Consider the following 19211-nt stretch of genomic DNA (forward strand, 5'->3'; position numbering starts at 1 on the left):
ATCCGGCTCTGTTGCGGCTGACATCAACAGCTGAGTTCAACGCTGGCGGACAGAAGCGGAGCGAAGCAGCCGTCGAGCCTCCTCCATGTGGTGCGGGCCTGCCGGGTCGTCGTCGGGGAGCTGCATGACAGGATCAGTGCCGGCTCGGAGGGTCAGGGGGAGGCCAGGGTGGGGATCTTTAAGCGACGGCCCGCGGACACGGCGGCCCTGGAGGCAGAGGCTCTCGTACAACGCATCGAGCGGGCCGTCCCCTCCGGCGGAGTGGGCGCGATTTCGGATGAGGCTCAGGCCGAGCTACGCGAGTGCCTGGCCGAGGCCGAGAGTCGCCTCGGTGACGGGAATCGTGCGACGCAGCTGGCCCTGTACCAGCTGAGCGTCGGACTGCTTCATACCGGTCCCGTAGCCGAGGCGGAGGCAGGGTTCCGGCGACTTCGGAAAATCCGAGGCCGGGCCCTGACCGACCGGGCCACTCCGATCCTGCTGCGGCTGCACGCCGCCAGCCTGTCCCGTCTGGGCCGCCACGAGGAAGCCGCTCGCGCGTACGAAGCCGTTGGCGATCAGCTCGGGGAACACGTCGACGAGCTCAGCTCGGCGTGGCTCAGCGTGCGGGCCCTGCGCTCCTCCGAACTGTGTCACCTGCGCCGGTTCGGAGAGGCCGAAACCGATGCGCGTGCCATCATCGAGCGGAGCGTGTTCACACCCGCGCCCACAGGCCTCTTCGTGCGGTGGATCGCGACACACTCACTTTCCTACGCCCTCACCCGCCAAGGACGGCCAGAGGAGGCGGAGTCGGCCGCACGCAAAGCCCTGGCGGCCATGCGGGTGCGCCAGGACGACAGAGGCGACTTGGTTTTCTCCCTGGAGCAGAGCCTCGCCCACTCACTCAGCGCGCAAGGCCGCTACGCCGAGGCCCTCGACTGCGTGACCAGTGCCCGCCAGGCCTACACCACCTCTCGACACTTCGACGCCGCCGAGGCCCACACCGCCGGCGTCCCCACGGCCGAGGCTCTCCTGGGCCTCGAACGCCACGACGAGGCGGCCCAGGCCGCCCGCGACACCATCACCGCTCTCACGGAACTGTTCAGCCCCGACCACGCGTGCGTACGCGATGCCCGAGAACTGCTGGTGCGGGCAACGAGCGCTACAGCGCCCTGACCCGGCCTCTGGCTTTTGCCTCGACGGCAGTGTTCGACGGGAACCGGCTCCGGTCTGTCCGTGCCCTTGGAGGGGAACACTGTTCGGCATGCCTGTCTCGTTGCATCACATCGTCATAGACGCCCACGATCTTCCCGCCCTGGCCCGGTTCTGGGCCGAGGTGCTGCGCTGGCGGGTCCTCTCCGAGCGGGAGCGGGAGGTGGTGATCGGGCCGGACGAGACGGCCCCGGTGGGAATCTGCTTCATGCCGGTGACCGATCGCAAGGTCGTCAAGAACCGCCTGCACCTCGATCTGACCTCCCCGGCGGAAGACCGGGAGGCCGAGATCGAGCGGATCCTCGCACTCGGCGCTCGCAGAGCGGACGTCGGACAGAGCGGTGACGAGTCGTGGACGGTGCTGGCCGATCCGGAGGGGAACGAGTTCTGTGTGGTCCGTCCGAAGGAGACCCTCATCGGCTAGCCCTGGGAGTCACGCGGTCGAAGCCGGTCGAGCGCTGTGCGGTTCGCAGAACTCTGGCCAGGCGCTGCAGCGTGGCCGCAACATGACTCCATGGCCGCCGGCAGAGGTTTCCGACTGTTCGCATCCAAAGCTCTGTTGATCTGGACCGCCTGCCTGGCGGGGCTCGCCTTGGCCGACGGGATCTACTGGGTCCAGCGTCACCGTCTCCCCGACGCGTCGAGCATCAACATCTCGATCGGCGGGACCGCGTTCGTGGCAATCGTCGGCAGCGTGAGTGCCATGCGGCGTACGCAGCGCAGGAAGCACAGGGAATCGCGGGAACCACGGGAACCGCGCTGAAAGCGGTACCAGCGGCGGCCGGGTTTCCGCCCGGTGGCACACCCCGGCACGGCTGCGGCAGCCGTCGAGTTCGGCTATCGGCTATCGGCTGACGTGGTCTTCGCCGGCACCCGGCCGACCGTCGGGATCATCACGCTGGTACTCGGTGTGGCGGTCACGTCCTGGGGCGTTGTGCGAAGGGCGCGTGCCATGGTCCGTGGGATGGCCGACTTCACGGAGCCGTACGGGCAGACCCGCAAAGTGGCCGACGGCCAAGGCGCGGTCACCACCGGCGAGCTGGCGTCCAGCACCATCGAGTGGACGGTGTTCCGGGAGTAACTGGAGACACCCGGCCTCTTCGTGCTGCTGGGCGACGATCGCGCGGTCGCGTTCGCGGTACTGCCCGAGACAGGGGCGTGGGACGGCTTCGCGCCGCGAGTTCAGCAGGGCTCCGCCGAGTCGTTCCTGTTGAGCTTCTCCAAGTAGTCGTGGGCCAGGGCGGTGGCCCGGGTGAACCAGTCCGTGAGGGTGGCGAGTTCGTCGGGGGTGTAGTCGGCGAACAGTTCGGTGAGGCGTGCGTAGTGGCCGGCGTACACCGCTTCGACTCGGGTGACGGCTTCCGGGACCGCGGCGACGCGGACCCGGCGGCGGTCGTCGGGGTCGGGCCGGCGGGTGACGTAGCCCGCGCGTTCCAGGCGGTTGAGGATGCCCGTCACCGCGCCCGTCGTCACATGGGCGCGCGCGGCCAGGTCGCCCGCCGTCAGCAGGTCGGCGCCCGCCTCCAGGACGAAGGCGAAGCAGGTGAGGTCGGTGACGTTCACTCCGAGCCGCCGGGCCAGTTCCTGCTGGCCGATCACATGGGCCGCGATGAGGTGGTCCATGGCGGACAGTGCCCGGGCAGCGTCGGCGGCCGGTCGCGGCTTGCCGTGCATGTGCGTTCCCGATTCGTCGTTCGAGATGACCGAGTGACCGAGTGCCTTTGGGTTCCGGGACCCTCGGATTGTCGGATCCCCGGATTCTCTTAGTGCGTGAGAAGTGTGGGTAGTAAATTTCTTACCTGGTGAGGGATTCTAGTCGCCCTCACGTCGGACTGTGTGTTTCCGCTGCCTATGAACGGGAGACGGGTACGTGAGTCAGCACGACGAAGGCCACACGGTGGCAGGGTGGACCGGTACCGCGATCGCGACCGTCGGAAGCGGTCTGCTGGGTTGGGGCGTGTGTACGGTCTCGGCCGCCGCCCTGGTCGCGGGGCTCGCGGTGTGTGCCGTGAGCGTCCTGGTCACCTGGTATCTGCATCTGGCGGGGTGGGGCAAGCCGCCGGGGCCGCGGCCCCGGGCACAGTGGCCCCTCGGGGTGCGGGACACCGGCGCCCGCGACGGCCACCCCGGATGCGTCTCCTGCCGGCTGGCCGGCCGGGGGCGGCGTACCGCGTCGGCGCTCCGGCCGGTGTCCGCCTCCGGAGAGGCGGAACCGGCGACCGCGGACGCCGGCAGCTGATCGGGAGAGGCTGAGGATCCCTCCCCCGGGCCCCGGCCCCGTCCAAGTCAGCTGCCGCGGGCTGCCGGCGGTCGCTGCGGGCTGTCGTCGGCTGACGCCGAGCTGTCGTCGGTCTCCCCGAGCCGTAGCCGGTCGCCCCGAGCCGTTGTCAGTGCCGCCCTCTACCCTCGCGAGTGATGGCACAGGTGTGGAAATGCTCGGGGCTGCGGTGGTCGGACGACGGACCCGTGCTGGTGTGGAGCGGCGGGCGGCGCAGTCCGCTCGCCCGGGGGAAGCGCGTGGCCTTCGGGGTCGCGGAAGGGGCCGCGGCCCGGGGCGTGCGGGAGTGCGTGGGAGCGCGGGGACACGCCTGCCCGACCAGGGCACCCGTGTCCGGCAGGAGTACCGGCGCCCGGTGCGAGGAGTGTGCGCGGCTCGACCGGGCGCACTCCGTGGCCGCCGACACCCTCGCCGACGATCCCCGGCCGTACCACGTGTATCTGGCGTGGTTCGGGCCCGGCATGGTCAAGGTGGGGATCACGGCCGTCGAGCGGGGGCCGGCCCGGCTGCTGGAGCAGGGGGCCGTGTGCTTCAGCTGGCTCGGTGCCGGGCCGCTGATGGCCGCCCGGCGGGCGGAGGAGTTGCTGCGGGCGGCTCTCCGGGTGCCGGACCGGATCCCGTACGGCGACAAGCGCGTCGTACGTGCCCTGCTGCCGGCGACCCCGGCCGAGCGGGCGGCCGAGATCGAGGAACTGCACGCGCTTTCTGTCGCGCTCGGCGGCTGGCCCGAGTCGCTCGTCCCGGAGCCCTGCCAAGTCGTCGACCATGTGCGGGTGTTCGGGCTGGACGGGGTTTCCGCCGCCGTCGGAGAGGTGGCCGAACTGGTCCCGGGCGGTGTGGTGAGCGGGGAGCTGGTCGCGGCGGCCGGGCCGGATCTGCATCTCGCCACCCGGCGCGGGGTGGTCGTCCTTGACACGCGCTTGCTGCCCGGGTGGGAGCTGACCGCCGCCGGGGCCGGGGAAGAAGGGCAAGTCAGGGTGCCCGTAAGGGAGTTCGCGGCACCCCAGGACGGGCTCTTCTGAACCCGGGGGAGCCTCACCGCGCGGTACCCGAGCCGGCTCGGTACGCTCTCATCAGCGGCTCATCAGCACTTCATCAACGGTCCGTAGTGCGCCCCGGACGGACATGGTCCGCACAGCTCCGCGCGAGCGTGGTCACGAGTTCATGCACATGTGATGGGATTCCCAGGCGTTCCCTGAGAGGCGCCTGTGTGTTTCTTAGGGAAATCACAGATTAGTGAAAGCGTGTTCTCAGAGGACCCGGACAAGGTGTCCACCATGACCACGACCTCGCCCCAGGGGCGCACCGAACTGCTGAGGCCGGACGGGAGCCCCGTCCGAGTGCTTGTGGTGGACGACGAGCTGTCGATCACCGAACTCCTTTCCATGGCCCTCCGTTACGAGGGCTGGCAGATCCGGAGTGCCGGTGACGGGCAGGGCGCGATACAGACCGCCCGGGAGTTCCGGCCCGACGCCGTCGTCCTCGACATGATGCTGCCCGACATGGACGGCCTCACCGTGCTGGGGCGCCTGCGGCGCGAACTGCCGGACGTGCCGGTGCTGTTCCTGACCGCGAAGGACGCGGTCGAGGACCGGATCGCGGGGCTGACCGCGGGTGGCGACGACTACGTCACCAAGCCGTTCAGCCTCGAAGAGGTCGTCGCCCGGCTGCGCGGGCTCATCCGCCGCTCCGGTGCCGCCGACCGGCGCTCCGACTCCGTGCTCGTCGTCGGTGACCTCACCCTGGACGAGGACAGCCACGAGGTCTCGCGGGCCGGGGAGTCGATCCACCTCACCGCCACCGAGTTCGAGCTGCTGCGCTTCCTGATGCGCAACCCGCGGCGCGTGCTCAGCAAGGCCCAGATACTCGACCGTGTGTGGTCGTACGACTTCGGCGGGCAGGCCAATGTGGTCGAGCTCTACATCTCGTACCTGCGACGGAAGATCGACGCCGGCCGTGAGCCGATGATCCACACCCGGCGTGGCGCCGGCTACCTGATCAAGCCAGCCGCGTCATGAGCGGGCGACGACGGCCGCGTACGCAGAAGCGACGAGCGGGAAAGCCGCGCACCCTGCGGACTCGGCTCGTCGTCGTGTCGGTGACGCTGATCGCCGTGGTCTGCGCGGTGATCGGGACCGTCACCACCCTCGTACTGCGCGACCACCTGTACGGGCAGCTGGACGGCTCCCTGAAGGAGGCCGCCGCACGCCTGTCGGGCGGACCGATCGGCGGTCCCGACGGCAAAGGCAACGGCACCGACCTCCCCGGCGCCGGCAAGACGCTCAAGCCGACGCAGACGTCCGTCCTCGAGGAATTCGTCACCCGCGGTCCCCAGCCGCAGAAGACCATCGCGGCCACGGTCGAGAACGGGTCGGTCACCAGCGGCAAGGTCGGCAACAAGGAGAACAACTCGGCCGGCTACACCCAGATGACCCCCGGGACCCTGAGCGAGGCCCAGCTCAAGGTGATCGGTTCCGTCGCCCAGGACCAGAGGCCGCACACGGTCGACATCCCCGGCCTCGGCACCTACAAGGTCCAGTACGTCACGGGCAACAAGGGCACCTTCTACGTCGGTATCCCGACCTCCGACGCCGACGGCACCATCAACACCCTGATCATCGTCGAGATCAGCCTCACCGTCTCCGGCCTGATCGCCGCCACCCTCGCCGGCACCGTCATCGTCGGCGTCGCCACCCGCCCCCTGCGCCGGGTCGCCACCACCGCCACCCGTGTCTCCGAGCTCACCCTCCACACCGGAGAGGTGAACCTCAGCGAGCGGGTGCCGGACACCGAGTGCGACCCGCACACCGAGGTCGGCCAGGTCGGTTCCGCGCTCAACCGGATGCTCAACCACGTGCACGGCGCCCTGCACGCCCGCCAGCAGAGCGAGATGCGGGTACGGCAGTTCGTCGCCGACGCCAGTCACGAGCTGCGGACCCCGCTCGCCTCCATCCGCGGCTACGCCGAGCTCACCCGGCGCGGGCGGGAGCAGGTCGGGCCCGACACCCGGCACGCCCTCGGCCGTATCGAGTCCGAGGCCGGGCGGATGACCCTCCTCGTCGAGGACCTGCTGCTGCTCGCCCGGCTGGACGCGGGGCGGCCGCTGCAGTTCGAGCACACCGACCTCATCCCGCTCGTCGTCGACACGATCAGCGACACGCGTGCCGCAGGCATGGACCACAACTGGCGCCTCGATCTGCCCGACGAGCCGGCACTGGTCGCCGCCGACGCGGCCCGTATCCAGCAGGTGCTGATCAACCTGCTCGGCAACGCGCGCAAGCACACCCCGCCGGGGACCACCGTCACCGCCCGCATCGAGCGGCGCGGGCCGTGGATGTGCGTGGACGTCGAGGACAACGGGCAGGGCATCCCGCCGGATCTGCTGCCGCACGTCTTCGAGCGGTTCGCGCGCGGTGACTCCGCGCGGTCGCGGTCCACGGGGTCCACCGGACTCGGGCTCGCCATCGTGCAGGCCGTCGCGACCGCACACGGCGGCGCCGTCACCGTGGACAGCGTGCCCGGCCGTACGGTGTTCACCCTCTATCTGCCCGCGCTTGCCCCGGCGGCTCCCCAGCCTTCCCCCGAAACGAATTGGCAATCGCACTCACAGGCACAGCACAGTGCCACCACATGGGTGCAACAGGGCGCTTGACGAGAGTCGATGCCATGCGAACCGACTCTTCTCCCGGCACCCTGCCGGCGCGGGAGCACCTCCCGGCCGGCAATGCCGGAACGCCTGTCCTGGACGTTGTGATCCCCGTCTACAACGAGGAGAAGGACCTCGGCCCATGCGTCCTCAGACTGCATGAGCACCTCAAGCACACCTTCCCGTACGCGTACCGCATCACCATCGCGGACAACGCGTCCACGGACACCACCCCCCAGGTGGCGAAGCAGCTTGAGGCGGAGATCGCCGAGGTGAAGTCGTTCCGGCTGGAGCAGAAGGGCCGCGGCCGGGCGCTGCGGACCGTCTGGTCGGCCTCGGACGCGCCGATCCTCGCGTACATGGACGTGGACCTGTCGACCGACCTGAACGCGCTGCTGCCGCTGGTGGCGCCGCTCATCTCCGGCCACTCCGACCTGGCGATCGGTTCCCGGCTGGCCCGCTCGTCGCGCGTGGTGCGCGGCGCCAAGCGGGAGTTCATCAGCCGCTCGTACAACCTGATCCTGCGCGGCTCGCTGCAGGCCCGCTTCTCGGACGCGCAGTGCGGCTTCAAGGCGATCCGGCGCGATGTCGCACAGGTGCTGCTGCCGATGGTCGAGGACACCGGCTGGTTCTTCGACACCGAGATGCTGGTGATCGCCGAGCGCGCGGGCCTCCGTATCCACGAGGTGCCGGTCGACTGGGTCGACGACCCGAACTCGACCGTGCACATCGTGAAGACGGCGACCGAGGACCTCAAGGGCGTGTGGCGGGTCGGCAAGGCCCTGGCCACCGGTTCGCTGCCGCTGGACCGGGTCGCCCGCCCGTTCGGCGACGACCCGCGCGACCGCGACATCCAGGACGTGCCGAAGGGCCTGGCCCGCCAGCTCGTCGGGTTCTGCGTGGTCGGCGGCCTGTCGACCCTCTTCTACCTGGTCCTCTACAGCCTCTTCCGGGAGTTCTCCGGTTCGCAGATAGCCAACGCGCTCGCGCTTCTGGTGTCGGCGGTGGCGAACACGGCCGCCAACCGGCGCCTCACCTTCGGGGTGCGCGGCCGGGGCGGGGCGGTCCGGCACCAGGCGCAGGGCCTGGTCGTCTTCGGTATCGGCCTCGCACTCACCAGCGGCTCCCTCGCCGCCCTGAACGCGGCGACCAGCGACCCCTCGCACTCCACCGAGCTGGCGGTGCTGATCGCCGCCAACCTCGCGGCGACCGTGCTGCGCTTCCTGCTCTTCCGCGCCTGGGTGTTCCCGGACCGCGACGGCGCCGGCGCCGATTCCGGTCGGCAGGACTCGATGGTGGTGGCGACGCACAACCCGGCGTCCCCCACCTACATGACCGGGACCCCGGCCCCGTACCAGCCGCAGGGCCCGCTCCCGCAGCGCCCCACGCACCAGCCGTACGCCCAGAACGGCACCACGACCACTCAGTTCCGCGCCGGTGAAGCCGCGGACGGCACCTGGAGGGACAGCACCATGCAGTTGCAGCCGGTGCGCCCCCACGACACCGACCCGGGGGAACCCCGATGAGTACGAACGCCGACCCCGCGACCCAGTGGGGCCCGCCCCCGACCGCACCCCCCGCTGCTTCGCCCACCGCTCCCCCGGAGCCGCAGCAGCACCCGCAGCAGCCGCAGTCGCAGTACGCGCCGGACGGCCATGACGCCCCGGCCGCGCCGGCGCCGCAGACGGGCTCGGGCGAACCGAAGCAGCCCTTCGTCCGGAGACTGTGGCGCGGCCGCCCCGAGGACCCCGGCTGGGCGCGCCCGGCCTTCCTCGGCCTGCTGCTCGTCACCGCGGTGCTGTACTTCTACAACCTGAGCGTCAACGGCTACTCCAACTCCTTCTACTCGGCCGCCGTCCAGGCGGGCACCAAGAGCTGGAAGGCGATGTTCTTCGGCTCGCTGGACGCGGGCAACGCGATCACCGTGGACAAGCCCTCGGCGTTCATGTGGCCGATGGAGATCGCGGCCCGGATCTTCGGCCTGAACTCCTGGACGATCCTCGGCCCCGAGGTCCTGATGGGCGTCGGCACGGTCGCGGTCGTCTACGCCTCCGTGCGCCGCCGGTTCAGCCCCGCGGCCGGCCTGATCGCGGGCGCCGTGCTCGCGCTCACCCCCGTCGCGGCGCTGATGTTCCGGTTCAACAACCCGGACGCGATGCTGGCCCTGCTGATGGCGCTGGCCTGCTACTTCGTGGTCCGGGCCGTCGAGGACGGCCGTACCAGGTGGCTGGTGTGGGCGGGTGTGGCGATCGGCTTCGCCTTCCTCGCCAAGACCCTGCAGGCGTTCCTGATCCTGCCGGCGCTGGCGTTCGTGTACGCGGCCGTCGGCCCGCACACGTGGAAGAAGCGGATCGGGCAGCTGGCCCTGGCGACGGGCGCGCTGGTCGTCTCCGGCGGCTGGTGGGTGGCGATCGTCGAGCTGTGGCCGGCCTCCTCCCGCCCCTACATCGGCGGCTCGCAGGACAACAGCTTCCTGTCGCTGACCTTCGGCTACAACGGCCTCGGCCGCATCAGCGGCGACGAGACCGGCAGTGTCGGCGGCGGCGGTGGCGCGGGCGGCACCGGGCAGTGGGGCGCGACCGGCTGGAACCGGATGTTCAACGACGAGATCGGCAGCCAGATCTCCTGGCTGATCCCGGCCGCGCTGATCCTCCTCGTCGCCGGTCTGGTGGCGACCCGCAAGCTGAAGCGGACCTCGGTGACCCGGGCCTCGTTCCTGGTCTGGGGCGGTTCGCTGCTGATGACCATGATCGTGTTCAGCTACATGGCGGGCATCTTCCACCAGTACTACACGGTCGCCCTCGCCCCCTACATCGCCGCCGTGGTCGGCATGGGCGCGGGTCTCCTCTGGGAGAAGCGCAGCGAGCTGTGGGCGTCGATCACCCTCGCCGCCGCCGTGGTCTCGGCCGCGGTGTGGGGTTACGTCCTCCTCGACCGGACCTCCACCTACCTGCCCTGGCTGAAGTACCTGGTCCTGATCGGCGGTCTGGCCGCCGCGCTCGGCCTGATCTTCGCGGGCCGGATCTCGCGTCAACTCGCCCTCGGTGCGGCCGCGGTCGGCCTGGTGGCCGCGCTGGCGGGCCCGACGGCGTACACCCTCAGCACGGTGAACTCCGCGCACACCGGCTCCATCCCGACGGCCGGTCCGGCGGGCGCCAGCATGATGGGCTTCGGCGGCGGTGGCGGTCCCGGCGGCGGCCGGGGCGGCTTCGGCGGCGGCACGGGCGGCGGTGGCACCACGCAGGGTCAGGGTCAGGGCCAGAACGGCACCGGCGGCTTCCCGGGCGGCGGCACCGGCGGCACCGGTGGCTTCGGCGGCGGTATGCCGGGCCAGAACCAGCAGGGCGGCAACGGAACCACGCAGAACGGCACCGGCGGCTTCCCGGGCGGCGGCCGGATGGGCGAGGGCGGCGGCATGGCCGGCGGCGGTGGCGTCGGCGGTCTGCTGAACGGCGCGACCGTCACCTCCGAGGCGAAGGCGCTGCTGCAGAAGAACTCCTCCCAGTACACCTGGGTCGCGGCGGCCATCGGCGCCCAGAACGCGGCGAGCTACCAGCTCTCCACCGGCGACGCGGTGATGGCGATCGGCGGCTTCAACGGCACCGACCCGTCCCCGACGCTGGCCCAGTTCGAGAAGTACGTGGCCGAAGGCAAGATCCACTACTTCATCTCCTCCGGCACCGGTGGCATGGGCGGCAGCAGCAGCGGCACGTCCTCGCAGATCTCCTCCTGGGTCGAGAAGAACTTCAAGAAGGTGACGGTGGGTTCGTCCACCTTCTACGACCTCACACAGAAGGCGAGCAGCAGCTGACCAACTCCTGAGCGGCGCAAGGGCGGTGACCTCCCCGGTCACCGCCCTTTGCCGTGCCGCGGGTGCCGGGAGAAATCGCGTTGTACGCTGTATAGTAACTGCCTTACGGTGTACAACATGACTTCTCAGGGCCATCCCCAGCGCTGGCTGATCCTCGGTGTCATATGTCTCGCGCAGCTGACCGTGCTGCTCGACAACACCGTCCTCAACGTGGCCATCCCCTCCCTCACCCGGGAGCTGCACGCGGCCACCGCCGACATCCAGTGGATGATCAACGCGTACTCGCTCGTCCAGTCCGGCCTGCTGCTCACGGCGGGCAGCGCGGCCGACCGCTACGGCCGCAAGAAGATGCTGATGGCGGGCCTGGTCCTGTTCGGCGCGGGTTCGCTGGCCGCGGGCCTGGCCGGTTCGACGGGCCAGTTGGTCGCGGCGCGGGCCGGCATGGGCGTGGGCGGCGCGCTGCTGCTGACGACCACCCTGGCCGTGGTGATGCAGGTCTTCACCCCCGACGAGCACTTCAAGGCCATCGGCATCTGGAGCGCGGTCAACGCGCTGGGCTTCGCCGCCGGTCCGCTGATCGGCGGGTTCATGCTCAACCACTTCTGGTGGGGCGCGATCTTCCTGATCAACCTCCCGGTGGCCGCGCTGGCCCTGGCGGCCGTCATCGTCCTGGTCCCCGAGTCCAAGAACCCTCAGGGCGACCGCCCCGACCTGCTCGGCGCGCTGCTCTCCACGGTCGGCATGGCCGCGCTGGTCTTCGCGATCATCTCCGGCCCGGAGCACGGCTGGACGTCGGCGCGGGTGCTGGGCACGGCCGCCGTGGCGGTGCTGGTGCTGAGCCTCTTCGCGTACTGGGAGAGCCGGATCCCGTACCCCATGCTCGACCCGCACTTCTTCAGGGACCGCCGCTTCACGGGTGCCGTCGCCGGCGCGGTCCTCATCACCTTCGGCATGGGCGGAGCGCTGCTCCTCCTCACCCAGCACCTGCAACTCGTCCTCGGCTACGGCCCGTTGGAGGCGGGTCTGCGGACGGCGCCGCTCGCGCTGACGGTCGTCGCCCTCAACTTCAGCGGCCTGTCGGCCAGGTGGGCGACGCGACTGGGCACGCCGGTGGCAATAGCCCTGGGGATGCTGCTGATGTCGCTGGGCCTGGTGTCCATCGCCGTACTCGATTCGAGCGGTTACGGCGGCACGCTGCTCGGTCTGCTGCTGATCGGCGCGGGGTGCGCGATCGCCAACCCCGCGATGGCCCACGCCATCATGAGCGCGATCCCTCCGGAGAAGGCCGGGGTGGGAGCCGGGATCAACGGAACGCTGGCCGAGTTCGGGAACGGGTTGGGGGTCGCCGTGCTGGGCGCGGTGCTCAGTTCCTGGGTGGCGTCGGGGAAGTCGCTGTCGGCGGGGCTGGGGGCGGGGCAGTTGGTGGGGGCCGCGGCTGTCGTTGCCGGGGGGTTCGTGGCTGCGGCGCTTCTCAGGAAGGCGGAGAAGAATGTCGCCTAGTGGGGAGGGGGTACATGTCCAGCGGCGGGTGCGGGTGGATTGTGGCTGGTCGCGCCCACGCGGCGGAGCCGCATATCGGACACAGTCCCGCGCCCCTGACGGGGCGTTGGAGCTTTAGCATCTTTAGAAGTGGTCGTGGAGGAGGGTGTCGTGATGGCGCGGGCCAGTGTGTGGCTTGAGGAGAAGGACCGCCGCGGCGGCCGTGGCGGTCAGCCGTCCGGTCTCGACCGGGCCCGTATCACCTCCGTCACCGTCCGGCTGCTCGACTCCGACGGGCTCGACAAGTTCTCCATGCGGCGGCTGGCGGCCGAGCTCAAGGTGACCGCCATGTCCGTGTACTGGTACGTCGACACCAAGGACGACCTGCTCGAACTCGCCCTCGACGCGGCCTTCGGCGAGCTGTCCCTGCCCGATGCCGCCGTCGGCGACTGGCGGGAGCAACTGCGGGCGCTGGCCACGGAGTACCGCGCCCTGCTGGTCCGCCACCCCTGGCTCTCCCCGCTGGTCGGCCGATACCTCAACGTCGGCCCCCACTCGCTCGCCTTCTCCCGGGTGGTCCAGCAGGTGGTCCGCCGCGCCGGCCTGCCCGCGCACGGCGTGACCGGCGCGATCTCGGCCGTCTTCCAGTTCGTCTACGGCTACGGCACGATCGAGGGCCACTTCGCCGAGCGCGTGGCGGCGGCCGGCATGACCCCGGACGAGTACTTCAGCACCGCGATGACCGCGGTGACCGAGGCCCCGGCGACAGCCCAGATCATCGAGGAGTCCAGGGACCTCATGGCGGCAAGGGGTGGCGACACCGTCGCCGAGATGCTGGACAGGGACTTCACGTTCGCACTGGATCTGCTGATCGCTGGAATCGAGGCCATGGTGCAGCGCCCCTGAAGGGGCGCGGGGCTGTGTCCGATATGCGGCTCCGCCGCGTGGGCGCGAGCAACCACACACAACCCGCACCCGCGCACTCACACCGCACCCCACCCCTTTAGGCGTCCGGCGAAGCCAACCGCGCCGGAAATCCCCCGGTCGCCACCGGCCCCCACTTCTCCGGCGTCACCCGAATGATCGACTTCCCCTGCTTCACCATCGCCGCCCGGTACTCGTCCCAGTCCGGATGCTCCCCGGCGATGTTCCGGTAGTACTCCACCAGAGGTTCCACCGACTCGGGGGAGTCGATCACCTCGGCCCGCCCATCGACCTGCACCCACGGCCCGTTCCAGTCGTCGCTGAGGACGATCACGCTGACCCGCTCGTCCCGCTTCGCGTTCCGCGTCTTCGCCCGTTCGGGGTACGTGGAGGCGACGATGCGCCCGGAGTCGTCCACCCCGCAGGTCAGCGGCGACCCCTGCGGGGACCCGTCGGCGCGTCGGGTGAGCAGGATCGCGCGGTGGCGGGGTCGTACGAAGTCCAGCAGTTCGTCGAGGGAGACGGCGGTGTTCGTCGCGATGTTCGGTGCCATGGCGTCAGCCTAGGGCCGTGGGGCCCGCTCAGCCTGTCCCTGCCGGGCTCATGTTCACGCCTGCGGCAGCGACTCGCCCTGCACCGCCTGGATCTCCAGCTCGATCTTGAGGGTCGTGCCGATCGCGGCGATGCCCGCCTGGACCACCTGGTTGTAGTTCATGGCGAAGTCCTCGCGGTGCAGTTCCGTCGTCGCGCGGAACGCGGCGCGCGTGCCGCCCCACGGGTCGGCGCCGGTGCCGAGGTAGGAGAGGGTGAGGTCGACCGGCCGTACGACACCGTGCAGCGAGAGCTCGCCGTGGACCGTCCAGCGGTCGGAGCCGGCCGCCGTGAGGCCGGTCGAGAAGTAGGTGATCTCGGGGTGGCGTTCGACGTCCAGGAAGTCGGCGGAGCGCAGGTGGGTGTCGCGCATGCCGTTGCCGGTGTCGATCGAGGCGGCGCGGATGACCGCCTGGACGCGGGACTTGGCGATGTCGTCGGGGGCGATCTCGATGGCGGCGGAGAAGTCCGTGAAGCGGCCGCGGACGCTGGAGATGCCCAGGTGCTGGGCGACCGCGCCCACGGTGGAGTGCGCCGGGTCCACCGTCCACGGGCCCGGCGGCGGCAGCTCGGTGCCGCCCTGCCGCGCCAGCGTGACCGTGCCGACCTCGGCGCGCCCGCTCGCGGTGACGATGGCGCTGGCGGCGGCCGGCGCGTAGCCCACGGCCGTGACGATGACGGTGTACGCCCCGGGCGCGAGCGGGTTCGGGTCCCGTACCGCGCCCTCGTCGTCGGCCTCGGCGCGCAGCACCTGCGTGCCGGTCATGTCGGTCACCGTGACGACCGCGTGCGACACGGCCCATCCGTCCCGGGTGCGGATCCTCGCGGTCAGTCCCATCCCGTTTCTCCCTGCGAACACGTCAGACACTCATACGGTCAGACAGTCAAACGATTACAAATTGGCCTTATGGGACCGGCCCGCGGCGGGCGCCTCCTTGTGGGCGCGCCCGCCACGGGCCGGAGTGCGAACTACTCGCCCGGGTGGGAGAGCTCGATGTCGTGGCCGTCGACACCGGCGCCGGTGACGTTCAGGGCCGTGGCGACCGGCGGGTAGCCCGTCGCGATCACGGTGTAGTCGCCGCCGTCCAGGTCGGCGAAGGCGTACGCGCCGTCAAAGCCGGTGGTGGCCGTGCCGACCACGTTGCCCGCCGCGTCCACGAGGGTCACGCGGGCGTCCGCCAGCGGGCCGTGCGGGGCCCGTACGACACCCTGGAGCTGGGCGCCGGCGTCCAGGTCGACCTCGATCCGGGTGACCCCGGTGCCGCCGATCTCGACCGGGACCGCGCGGGGCCGGTAGCCGGCCGCGTTCACCGCGACCGTGACGACACCCGGCACCAGCTCGCCGAAGCGGAAGTCGCCCTGCTCACCGGTGGCCGCGGTGGCCAGCAGGTCGCCGCGCACGTCGGTGACGATCACCATCGCGTCCTTGACGGGGAGCGCGCTGCCGGCGCCGCGGACGATGCCGCTCAGGCCGCTGGTGCCGCTCAGCAAAATGTCATATGGCACCGGCTCCTCGCCCACCACGATCGTGGCGGCCTGCGGCTGGTAGCCGTCGGCGGAGGCGATCAGCACGTACGAGCCCGCGCCGGGCGCGTCCAGCCGGTAGGAACCGTCGAAGCCCGCGACCGAGCGGCCCAGCTGGCGGCCGGACAGCGAGATGAGGGTGACCGCGGCCTGCGAGACCGGGGCGCTCTCGGCACCGCGCACGTAACCGTGCACCGGGGTGCCGGCGGAGCCCGCCGACTGCTCGGGGACCGCGATGGTGGCCACGGCGGCGAACTGCCGGGTGGCTTCCGGCGCGGCCTCCGTGGTGCTGCTCACGACCGGGGCGGCCCAGCTGGGGACCTGCTGCTCCCCGGCGGGGGCCGGGACAGCGGCGGCGATGGCGGCAGGCGCGGTCTCCGGGCTTCCCTCGGTCTCCGCCTCGGCGGCCTGGGCGAGCCCGCCCTTGGTCTTCAACGGGACCTCCTTGATGAACAGGCTGATCAGGAACGCGAGGGCCGCGAGGCCGCCGGCGATCAGGAAGACGTCGGCGATGGCGTGGCCGTAGGCGCTCTCCAGCAGGGTGCGGATCGGGGCCGGGTACTTGCTCAGGTCCGGGATGCTGTCGGTGGACGAGCCGGAACCGGCCAGGGCGGCCTGGTACTTGGGGGAGAGGGAGGCGATGCCGTCCGTGACGTAGTGCGTGATCCGGTTGGCCATCACCGCGCCCAGCGCGGAGACGCCGACCGCACCGCCGAGGGAGCGGAAGAAGGTGACCGTGGAGCTGGCCGAGCCGAGGTCGCTCGGGGCGACCTGGTTCTGCGTGCAGAGCACCAGGTTCTGCATCATCATGCCGATGCCGAGACCCAGCAGCGCCATGAAGATCGACATCTTCCAGTAGGCCGTGTCGTAGCGGATGGTCCCGAGCAGGCCCAGGCCGGCCGTCACCAGCACGCCACCGCTGACCAGCCACGCCTTCCAGCGGCCGGTGCGGGTGATGAACTGGCCCGAGACGGTGGAGGAGATGAACAGACCGCCGATCATCGGGATCGTCATCACACCGGACATCGTCGGGGACTTGTCGCGGGCCAGCTGGAAGTACTGGCTGAAGAAGACCGTGCCGGTGAACATCGCGACACCGACGAACAGGGAGGCCAGCGAGGCCAGGGTGATGGTGCGGTTGCGGAACAGCCGCAGCGGGATGATCGGCTCCTTGGCCTTCGACTCGACGAGCACGAAGATCAGACCGAGGACGATCGAGCCGCCGATCATCGCGTACGTCTGCCAGGAGATCCAGTCGTACTTGTCACCGGCGAAGGTGACCCAGACCAGCAGCAGCGAGACGGCGGCGGCGACGAAGAACGCGCCGGCCCAGTCGACCTTGACGTCCCGCTTCACGGTGGGCAGGTGCAGGGTCTTCTGCAGCACGATCAGGGCGAGGACGGCGAACGGGACACCGACGTAGAAGCACCAGCGCCAGCCCAGCCACGAGGTGTCGGTGATGACACCGCCGAGCAGCGGGCCGCCGACGGTGGCGACGGCGAAGGTCGCGCCCAGGTAGCCGGAGTAACGGCCGCGCTCACGCGGCGAGATCATCGCGGCCATGACGATCTGGGCGAGCGCCGACAGACCGCCGACACCGATGCCCTGGACGACACGGCAGGCGATCAGCATGCCGGCGTTCTGCGACAGACCGGCGGCCGCGGAGCCCAGCACGTAGATGACCAGGGCTATCTGGACGAGCGCCTTCTTGCTGTACAGGTCGGAGAGCTTGCCCCACAGCGGGGTGGTCGCGGTCATGGCCAGCAGCGAGGCGGTGACGACCCAGGTGTAGGCGGACTGGCCGCCACCGAGGTCGCTGATGATGTGCGGCAGGGCGTTGGTGACGATCGTGGAGGACAGGATCGCCACGAACATGCCGAGCAGGAGGCCGGAGATGGCCTCCATGATCTGCCGGTGGGACATCGGGGCCTGCTCGACGGAGCTGCCGGAGCTGCCTCCCCCGTGCTTGGCGTGAGCCCGCACACCGGCTGGTGTGGTCGTTGCCATGAGCTTCCTTTTCTTACGTCTTATGCGGGTGTACGGGTGGTCGTCGGTTCGAGTACGGGCGTGGGGGCGCGGGCGGCGGAGGTCACCGTGACCGTGGCCGTGTCCATGGCCGTGGCCTTCGGGGTGCCCGGGGCGGGCGCCGTGCCGACGGCGGGCCGGGGGTGCGGGGCCGCGGCCCGGCAGTCGCCGAAGCTGTCCCGGAGCCGGGTCATCAGCCGGATCAGCTGGTCGACCTCTTCGTCGCTCCAGTCGCCGAGCCGCTCGGCGAGCAGCTCGGTGCTGCGCCGGGACAGGTCCACGAGGGTCGCCTCGCCCGCGGGGGTGAGATGCAGGATGCGGGAGCGCTTGTCCGCCGGGTCGGCGGAGCGCTCGATCCAGCCGCGCTCGGCGACGTGTGCCACGTGCCGGCTGGTCACGGACATGTCCACGGCGAGCAGCTCGGCGAGCTTGCTCATGCGCATGGAGCCGTGGCGGCCGAGCAGCGTCAGCACGGCTGCGGAACCGGTCGGGCAATCGGGCGGCAGAATGCGCCCCAGGTCCCGCTTCACGGCTCCGACGGCGCTGAGCTGACGCGCCAGCTCCTCGAACTGCGTCTGCCTCGCCATCACACACACCTCCTCACGACCGTATTCGTTGCTTGGGGCAACCATAGAACTACTTGGTTGCCACAGGCAAATGAATCAGTGGGGGTGGGTATAAAAAACTTGGCAAAGGCAAGTATTGCGGACGTAAACGCGCAGGTGGGGTAGCTTGCGCCCACGGGAGGCCCCCCACTTGGGCGACATCCGCAGATTCGCTAGTGTCTCGGGCCATGGCTAACACCCAGGGCCCCCAGGGCAACTACGACCCCGCCGGCAGCACCCAGATGTTCCGCGCGTTCGTCGACGAGGCCCCGCAGACCTCCCAGCAGACGACGTCCACCTACGCCTCCTCCTCCGGCCCTCGTGTCGGCCTGATCCTCGGCGTCGTCGCCGTGGTGGTCGTGGTGGCGGCGGTGGCCTGGCTCGCGCTCATGTAATACGGCTGCCCGGCGGCCGATCCGGCGGTCATGGCAGCGGTACGACGAAGAACCCGGGGTCGCGTGCCCCGGGCTCTCGTCATGCTCAGCTCCAGTCGACCGTCACGACCCGGGTCTCGATGTGCATGCCCAGGGGTACCCGCCAGTCGTCCACACAGACCGTCCAGGTCCTGGCCGTACGGGAGCCGGGGGCGATCGGGGTCGGCAGGGGCTCCGTCGACTTGATCGTCGACCAGTCGATGCCCAGCAGGTCGATGATGTGCGTGCCGAGGGTGATCGTGCCGGAACGGACCGCCGTACCGCCGGAGTTGGCGAAGGCGACGGTCACCTTCTCGCACCACCGCCGGTCCGTGGCCTCGCGGGTGGGGGTGCTCCAGGTGAGGGCCGCGGGTGCGGGGGAGACCGAAGAGGTGCCGGGCTGCGGCGAGTTGGGCACCGCCGGGTCGGAGGCCGGTGGCTGGGCGCCGTTGCGGTGCGCAGACGAAGTCGGCGAGCCGTGAGCGGAGTTGGCCGTGCCGGCCGGCCCGTCGGACCCGGAGGTCGCGCCGGCCGACTCGCCGGCCGCCGTAGCCGTTCCGGCCGCCGTCCCGCCGCCCGTCCCCTTCGCCCCGTCCAGCGGGACAAGCGTCACCGACCCCGTCGGTCGCGCCGCCAGGGTCGGTATCGTGCCGCCCGCCGCTCCTACGGCCGTATAGCCGCCGCCTTGGCCGCCTCCGCACGCCGTGAGTGCCGAGGCCAGGCA

Annotated in this window: 18 protein-coding genes; 12 read left to right on the forward strand and 6 right to left on the reverse strand. The window is 70.6% G+C overall.

The window, feature by feature from the left end; all coding sequences use genetic code 11:
* Positions 1-261: 261 nt before the first annotated feature.
* From KVT45_RS58050 to KVT45_RS09445, 3 genes are all read left to right on the forward strand, one after another.
* Positions 262-1155, forward strand: coding sequence for a tetratricopeptide repeat protein (locus tag KVT45_RS58050; protein WP_217546045.1), 894 nt, complete (start codon positions 262-264; stop codon positions 1153-1155).
* Positions 1156-1243: 88 nt separating this feature from the next.
* Positions 1244-1615, forward strand: a complete 372-nt coding sequence (locus KVT45_RS09440; RefSeq protein ID WP_217546046.1) for a VOC family protein — start codon at positions 1244-1246, stop codon at positions 1613-1615.
* A 90-nt stretch (positions 1616-1705) separates the two neighbouring features.
* Complete coding sequence (locus KVT45_RS09445; protein WP_217546047.1) at positions 1706-1954, forward strand: hypothetical protein; 249 nt, start codon at positions 1706-1708, stop codon at positions 1952-1954.
* A 419-nt stretch (positions 1955-2373) separates the two neighbouring features.
* On the opposite strand, the gene KVT45_RS09450 is transcribed toward KVT45_RS09445, so the two are convergent.
* Positions 2374-2865: a MarR family winged helix-turn-helix transcriptional regulator gene (locus KVT45_RS09450; protein WP_217546048.1), complete on the reverse strand. Its 492-nt coding sequence runs from the start codon at positions 2863-2865 to the stop codon at positions 2374-2376.
* Between the two features lie 196 nt (positions 2866-3061).
* On the opposite strand from KVT45_RS09450, the gene KVT45_RS09455 reads away from it, so the two are divergent.
* From KVT45_RS09455 to KVT45_RS09490, 8 genes are all read left to right on the forward strand, one after another.
* A complete protein-coding gene (locus KVT45_RS09455; protein WP_217546049.1) occupies positions 3062-3430 on the forward strand; it encodes an HGxxPAAW family protein in 369 nt (122 codons plus the stop codon).
* A gap of 176 nt (positions 3431-3606) precedes the next feature.
* Positions 3607-4491 (forward strand): DUF2797 domain-containing protein, encoded by an 885-nt coding sequence (locus tag KVT45_RS09460; RefSeq protein ID WP_217546050.1) that lies wholly within the window; start codon positions 3607-3609, stop codon positions 4489-4491.
* A 255-nt stretch (positions 4492-4746) separates the two neighbouring features.
* Positions 4747-5487: a response regulator transcription factor gene (locus KVT45_RS09465; RefSeq protein WP_150134013.1), complete on the forward strand. Its 741-nt coding sequence runs from the start codon at positions 4747-4749 to the stop codon at positions 5485-5487.
* The gene (locus tag KVT45_RS09470; RefSeq protein WP_217546051.1) at positions 5484-7121 is read left to right on the forward strand and encodes a HAMP domain-containing sensor histidine kinase; all 1638 of its coding nucleotides are present in this window, start codon (positions 5484-5486) and stop codon (positions 7119-7121) included. The genes KVT45_RS09465 and KVT45_RS09470 overlap by 4 nt, the downstream gene beginning before the upstream one ends.
* Before the next feature lie 14 nt (positions 7122-7135).
* A complete protein-coding gene (locus tag KVT45_RS09475) occupies positions 7136-8641 on the forward strand; it encodes a bifunctional glycosyltransferase family 2/GtrA family protein (RefSeq protein WP_217546052.1) in 1506 nt (501 codons plus the stop codon).
* Positions 8638-10926, forward strand: a complete 2289-nt coding sequence (locus KVT45_RS09480) for a glycosyltransferase family 39 protein (protein WP_217546053.1) — start codon at positions 8638-8640, stop codon at positions 10924-10926. The genes KVT45_RS09475 and KVT45_RS09480 overlap by 4 nt, the downstream gene beginning before the upstream one ends.
* Positions 10927-11043: 117 nt before the next feature.
* The gene (locus KVT45_RS09485) at positions 11044-12426 is read left to right on the forward strand and encodes an MFS transporter (protein ID WP_217546054.1); all 1383 of its coding nucleotides are present in this window, start codon (positions 11044-11046) and stop codon (positions 12424-12426) included.
* A gap of 153 nt (positions 12427-12579) precedes the next feature.
* Positions 12580-13311, forward strand: coding sequence for a TetR/AcrR family transcriptional regulator (locus tag KVT45_RS09490; RefSeq protein ID WP_217546195.1), 732 nt, complete (start codon positions 12580-12582; stop codon positions 13309-13311).
* A 97-nt stretch (positions 13312-13408) separates the two neighbouring features.
* Here the strand turns inward: KVT45_RS09490 and KVT45_RS09495 are convergent, their stop codons facing one another.
* From KVT45_RS09495 to KVT45_RS09510, 4 genes are all read right to left on the reverse strand, one after another.
* Complete coding sequence (locus KVT45_RS09495; RefSeq protein ID WP_217546055.1) at positions 13409-13882, reverse strand: PPOX class F420-dependent oxidoreductase; 474 nt, start codon at positions 13880-13882, stop codon at positions 13409-13411.
* Between the two features lie 54 nt (positions 13883-13936).
* On the reverse strand, positions 13937-14758 hold the full coding sequence (locus KVT45_RS09500; protein ID WP_217546056.1) for a YceI family protein: 822 nt from the start codon (positions 14756-14758) through the stop codon (positions 13937-13939).
* Between the two features lie 131 nt (positions 14759-14889).
* Complete coding sequence (locus tag KVT45_RS09505) at positions 14890-17451, reverse strand: MFS transporter (RefSeq protein WP_217546057.1); 2562 nt, start codon at positions 17449-17451, stop codon at positions 14890-14892.
* 20 nt (positions 17452-17471) lie between these two features.
* Positions 17472-18056, reverse strand: a complete 585-nt coding sequence (locus KVT45_RS09510) for a MarR family winged helix-turn-helix transcriptional regulator (protein ID WP_217546058.1) — start codon at positions 18054-18056, stop codon at positions 17472-17474.
* Between the two features lie 206 nt (positions 18057-18262).
* Between KVT45_RS09510 and KVT45_RS09515 the strand changes: the two genes are divergently transcribed.
* A complete protein-coding gene (locus KVT45_RS09515; RefSeq protein ID WP_089100590.1) occupies positions 18263-18469 on the forward strand; it encodes a hypothetical protein in 207 nt (68 codons plus the stop codon).
* Positions 18470-18554: 85 nt separating this feature from the next.
* On the opposite strand, the gene KVT45_RS09520 is transcribed toward KVT45_RS09515, so the two are convergent.
* Complete coding sequence (locus tag KVT45_RS09520) at positions 18555-19100, reverse strand: hypothetical protein (RefSeq protein WP_308310688.1); 546 nt, start codon at positions 19098-19100, stop codon at positions 18555-18557.
* Positions 19101-19211 lie beyond the last annotated feature (111 nt).

It is taken from the genome of Streptomyces sp. GbtcB6 (assembly GCF_019091475.1).
In the GTDB taxonomy this organism is placed as follows: Bacteria; Actinomycetota; Actinomycetes; order Streptomycetales; family Streptomycetaceae; genus Streptomyces; species Streptomyces hyaluromycini.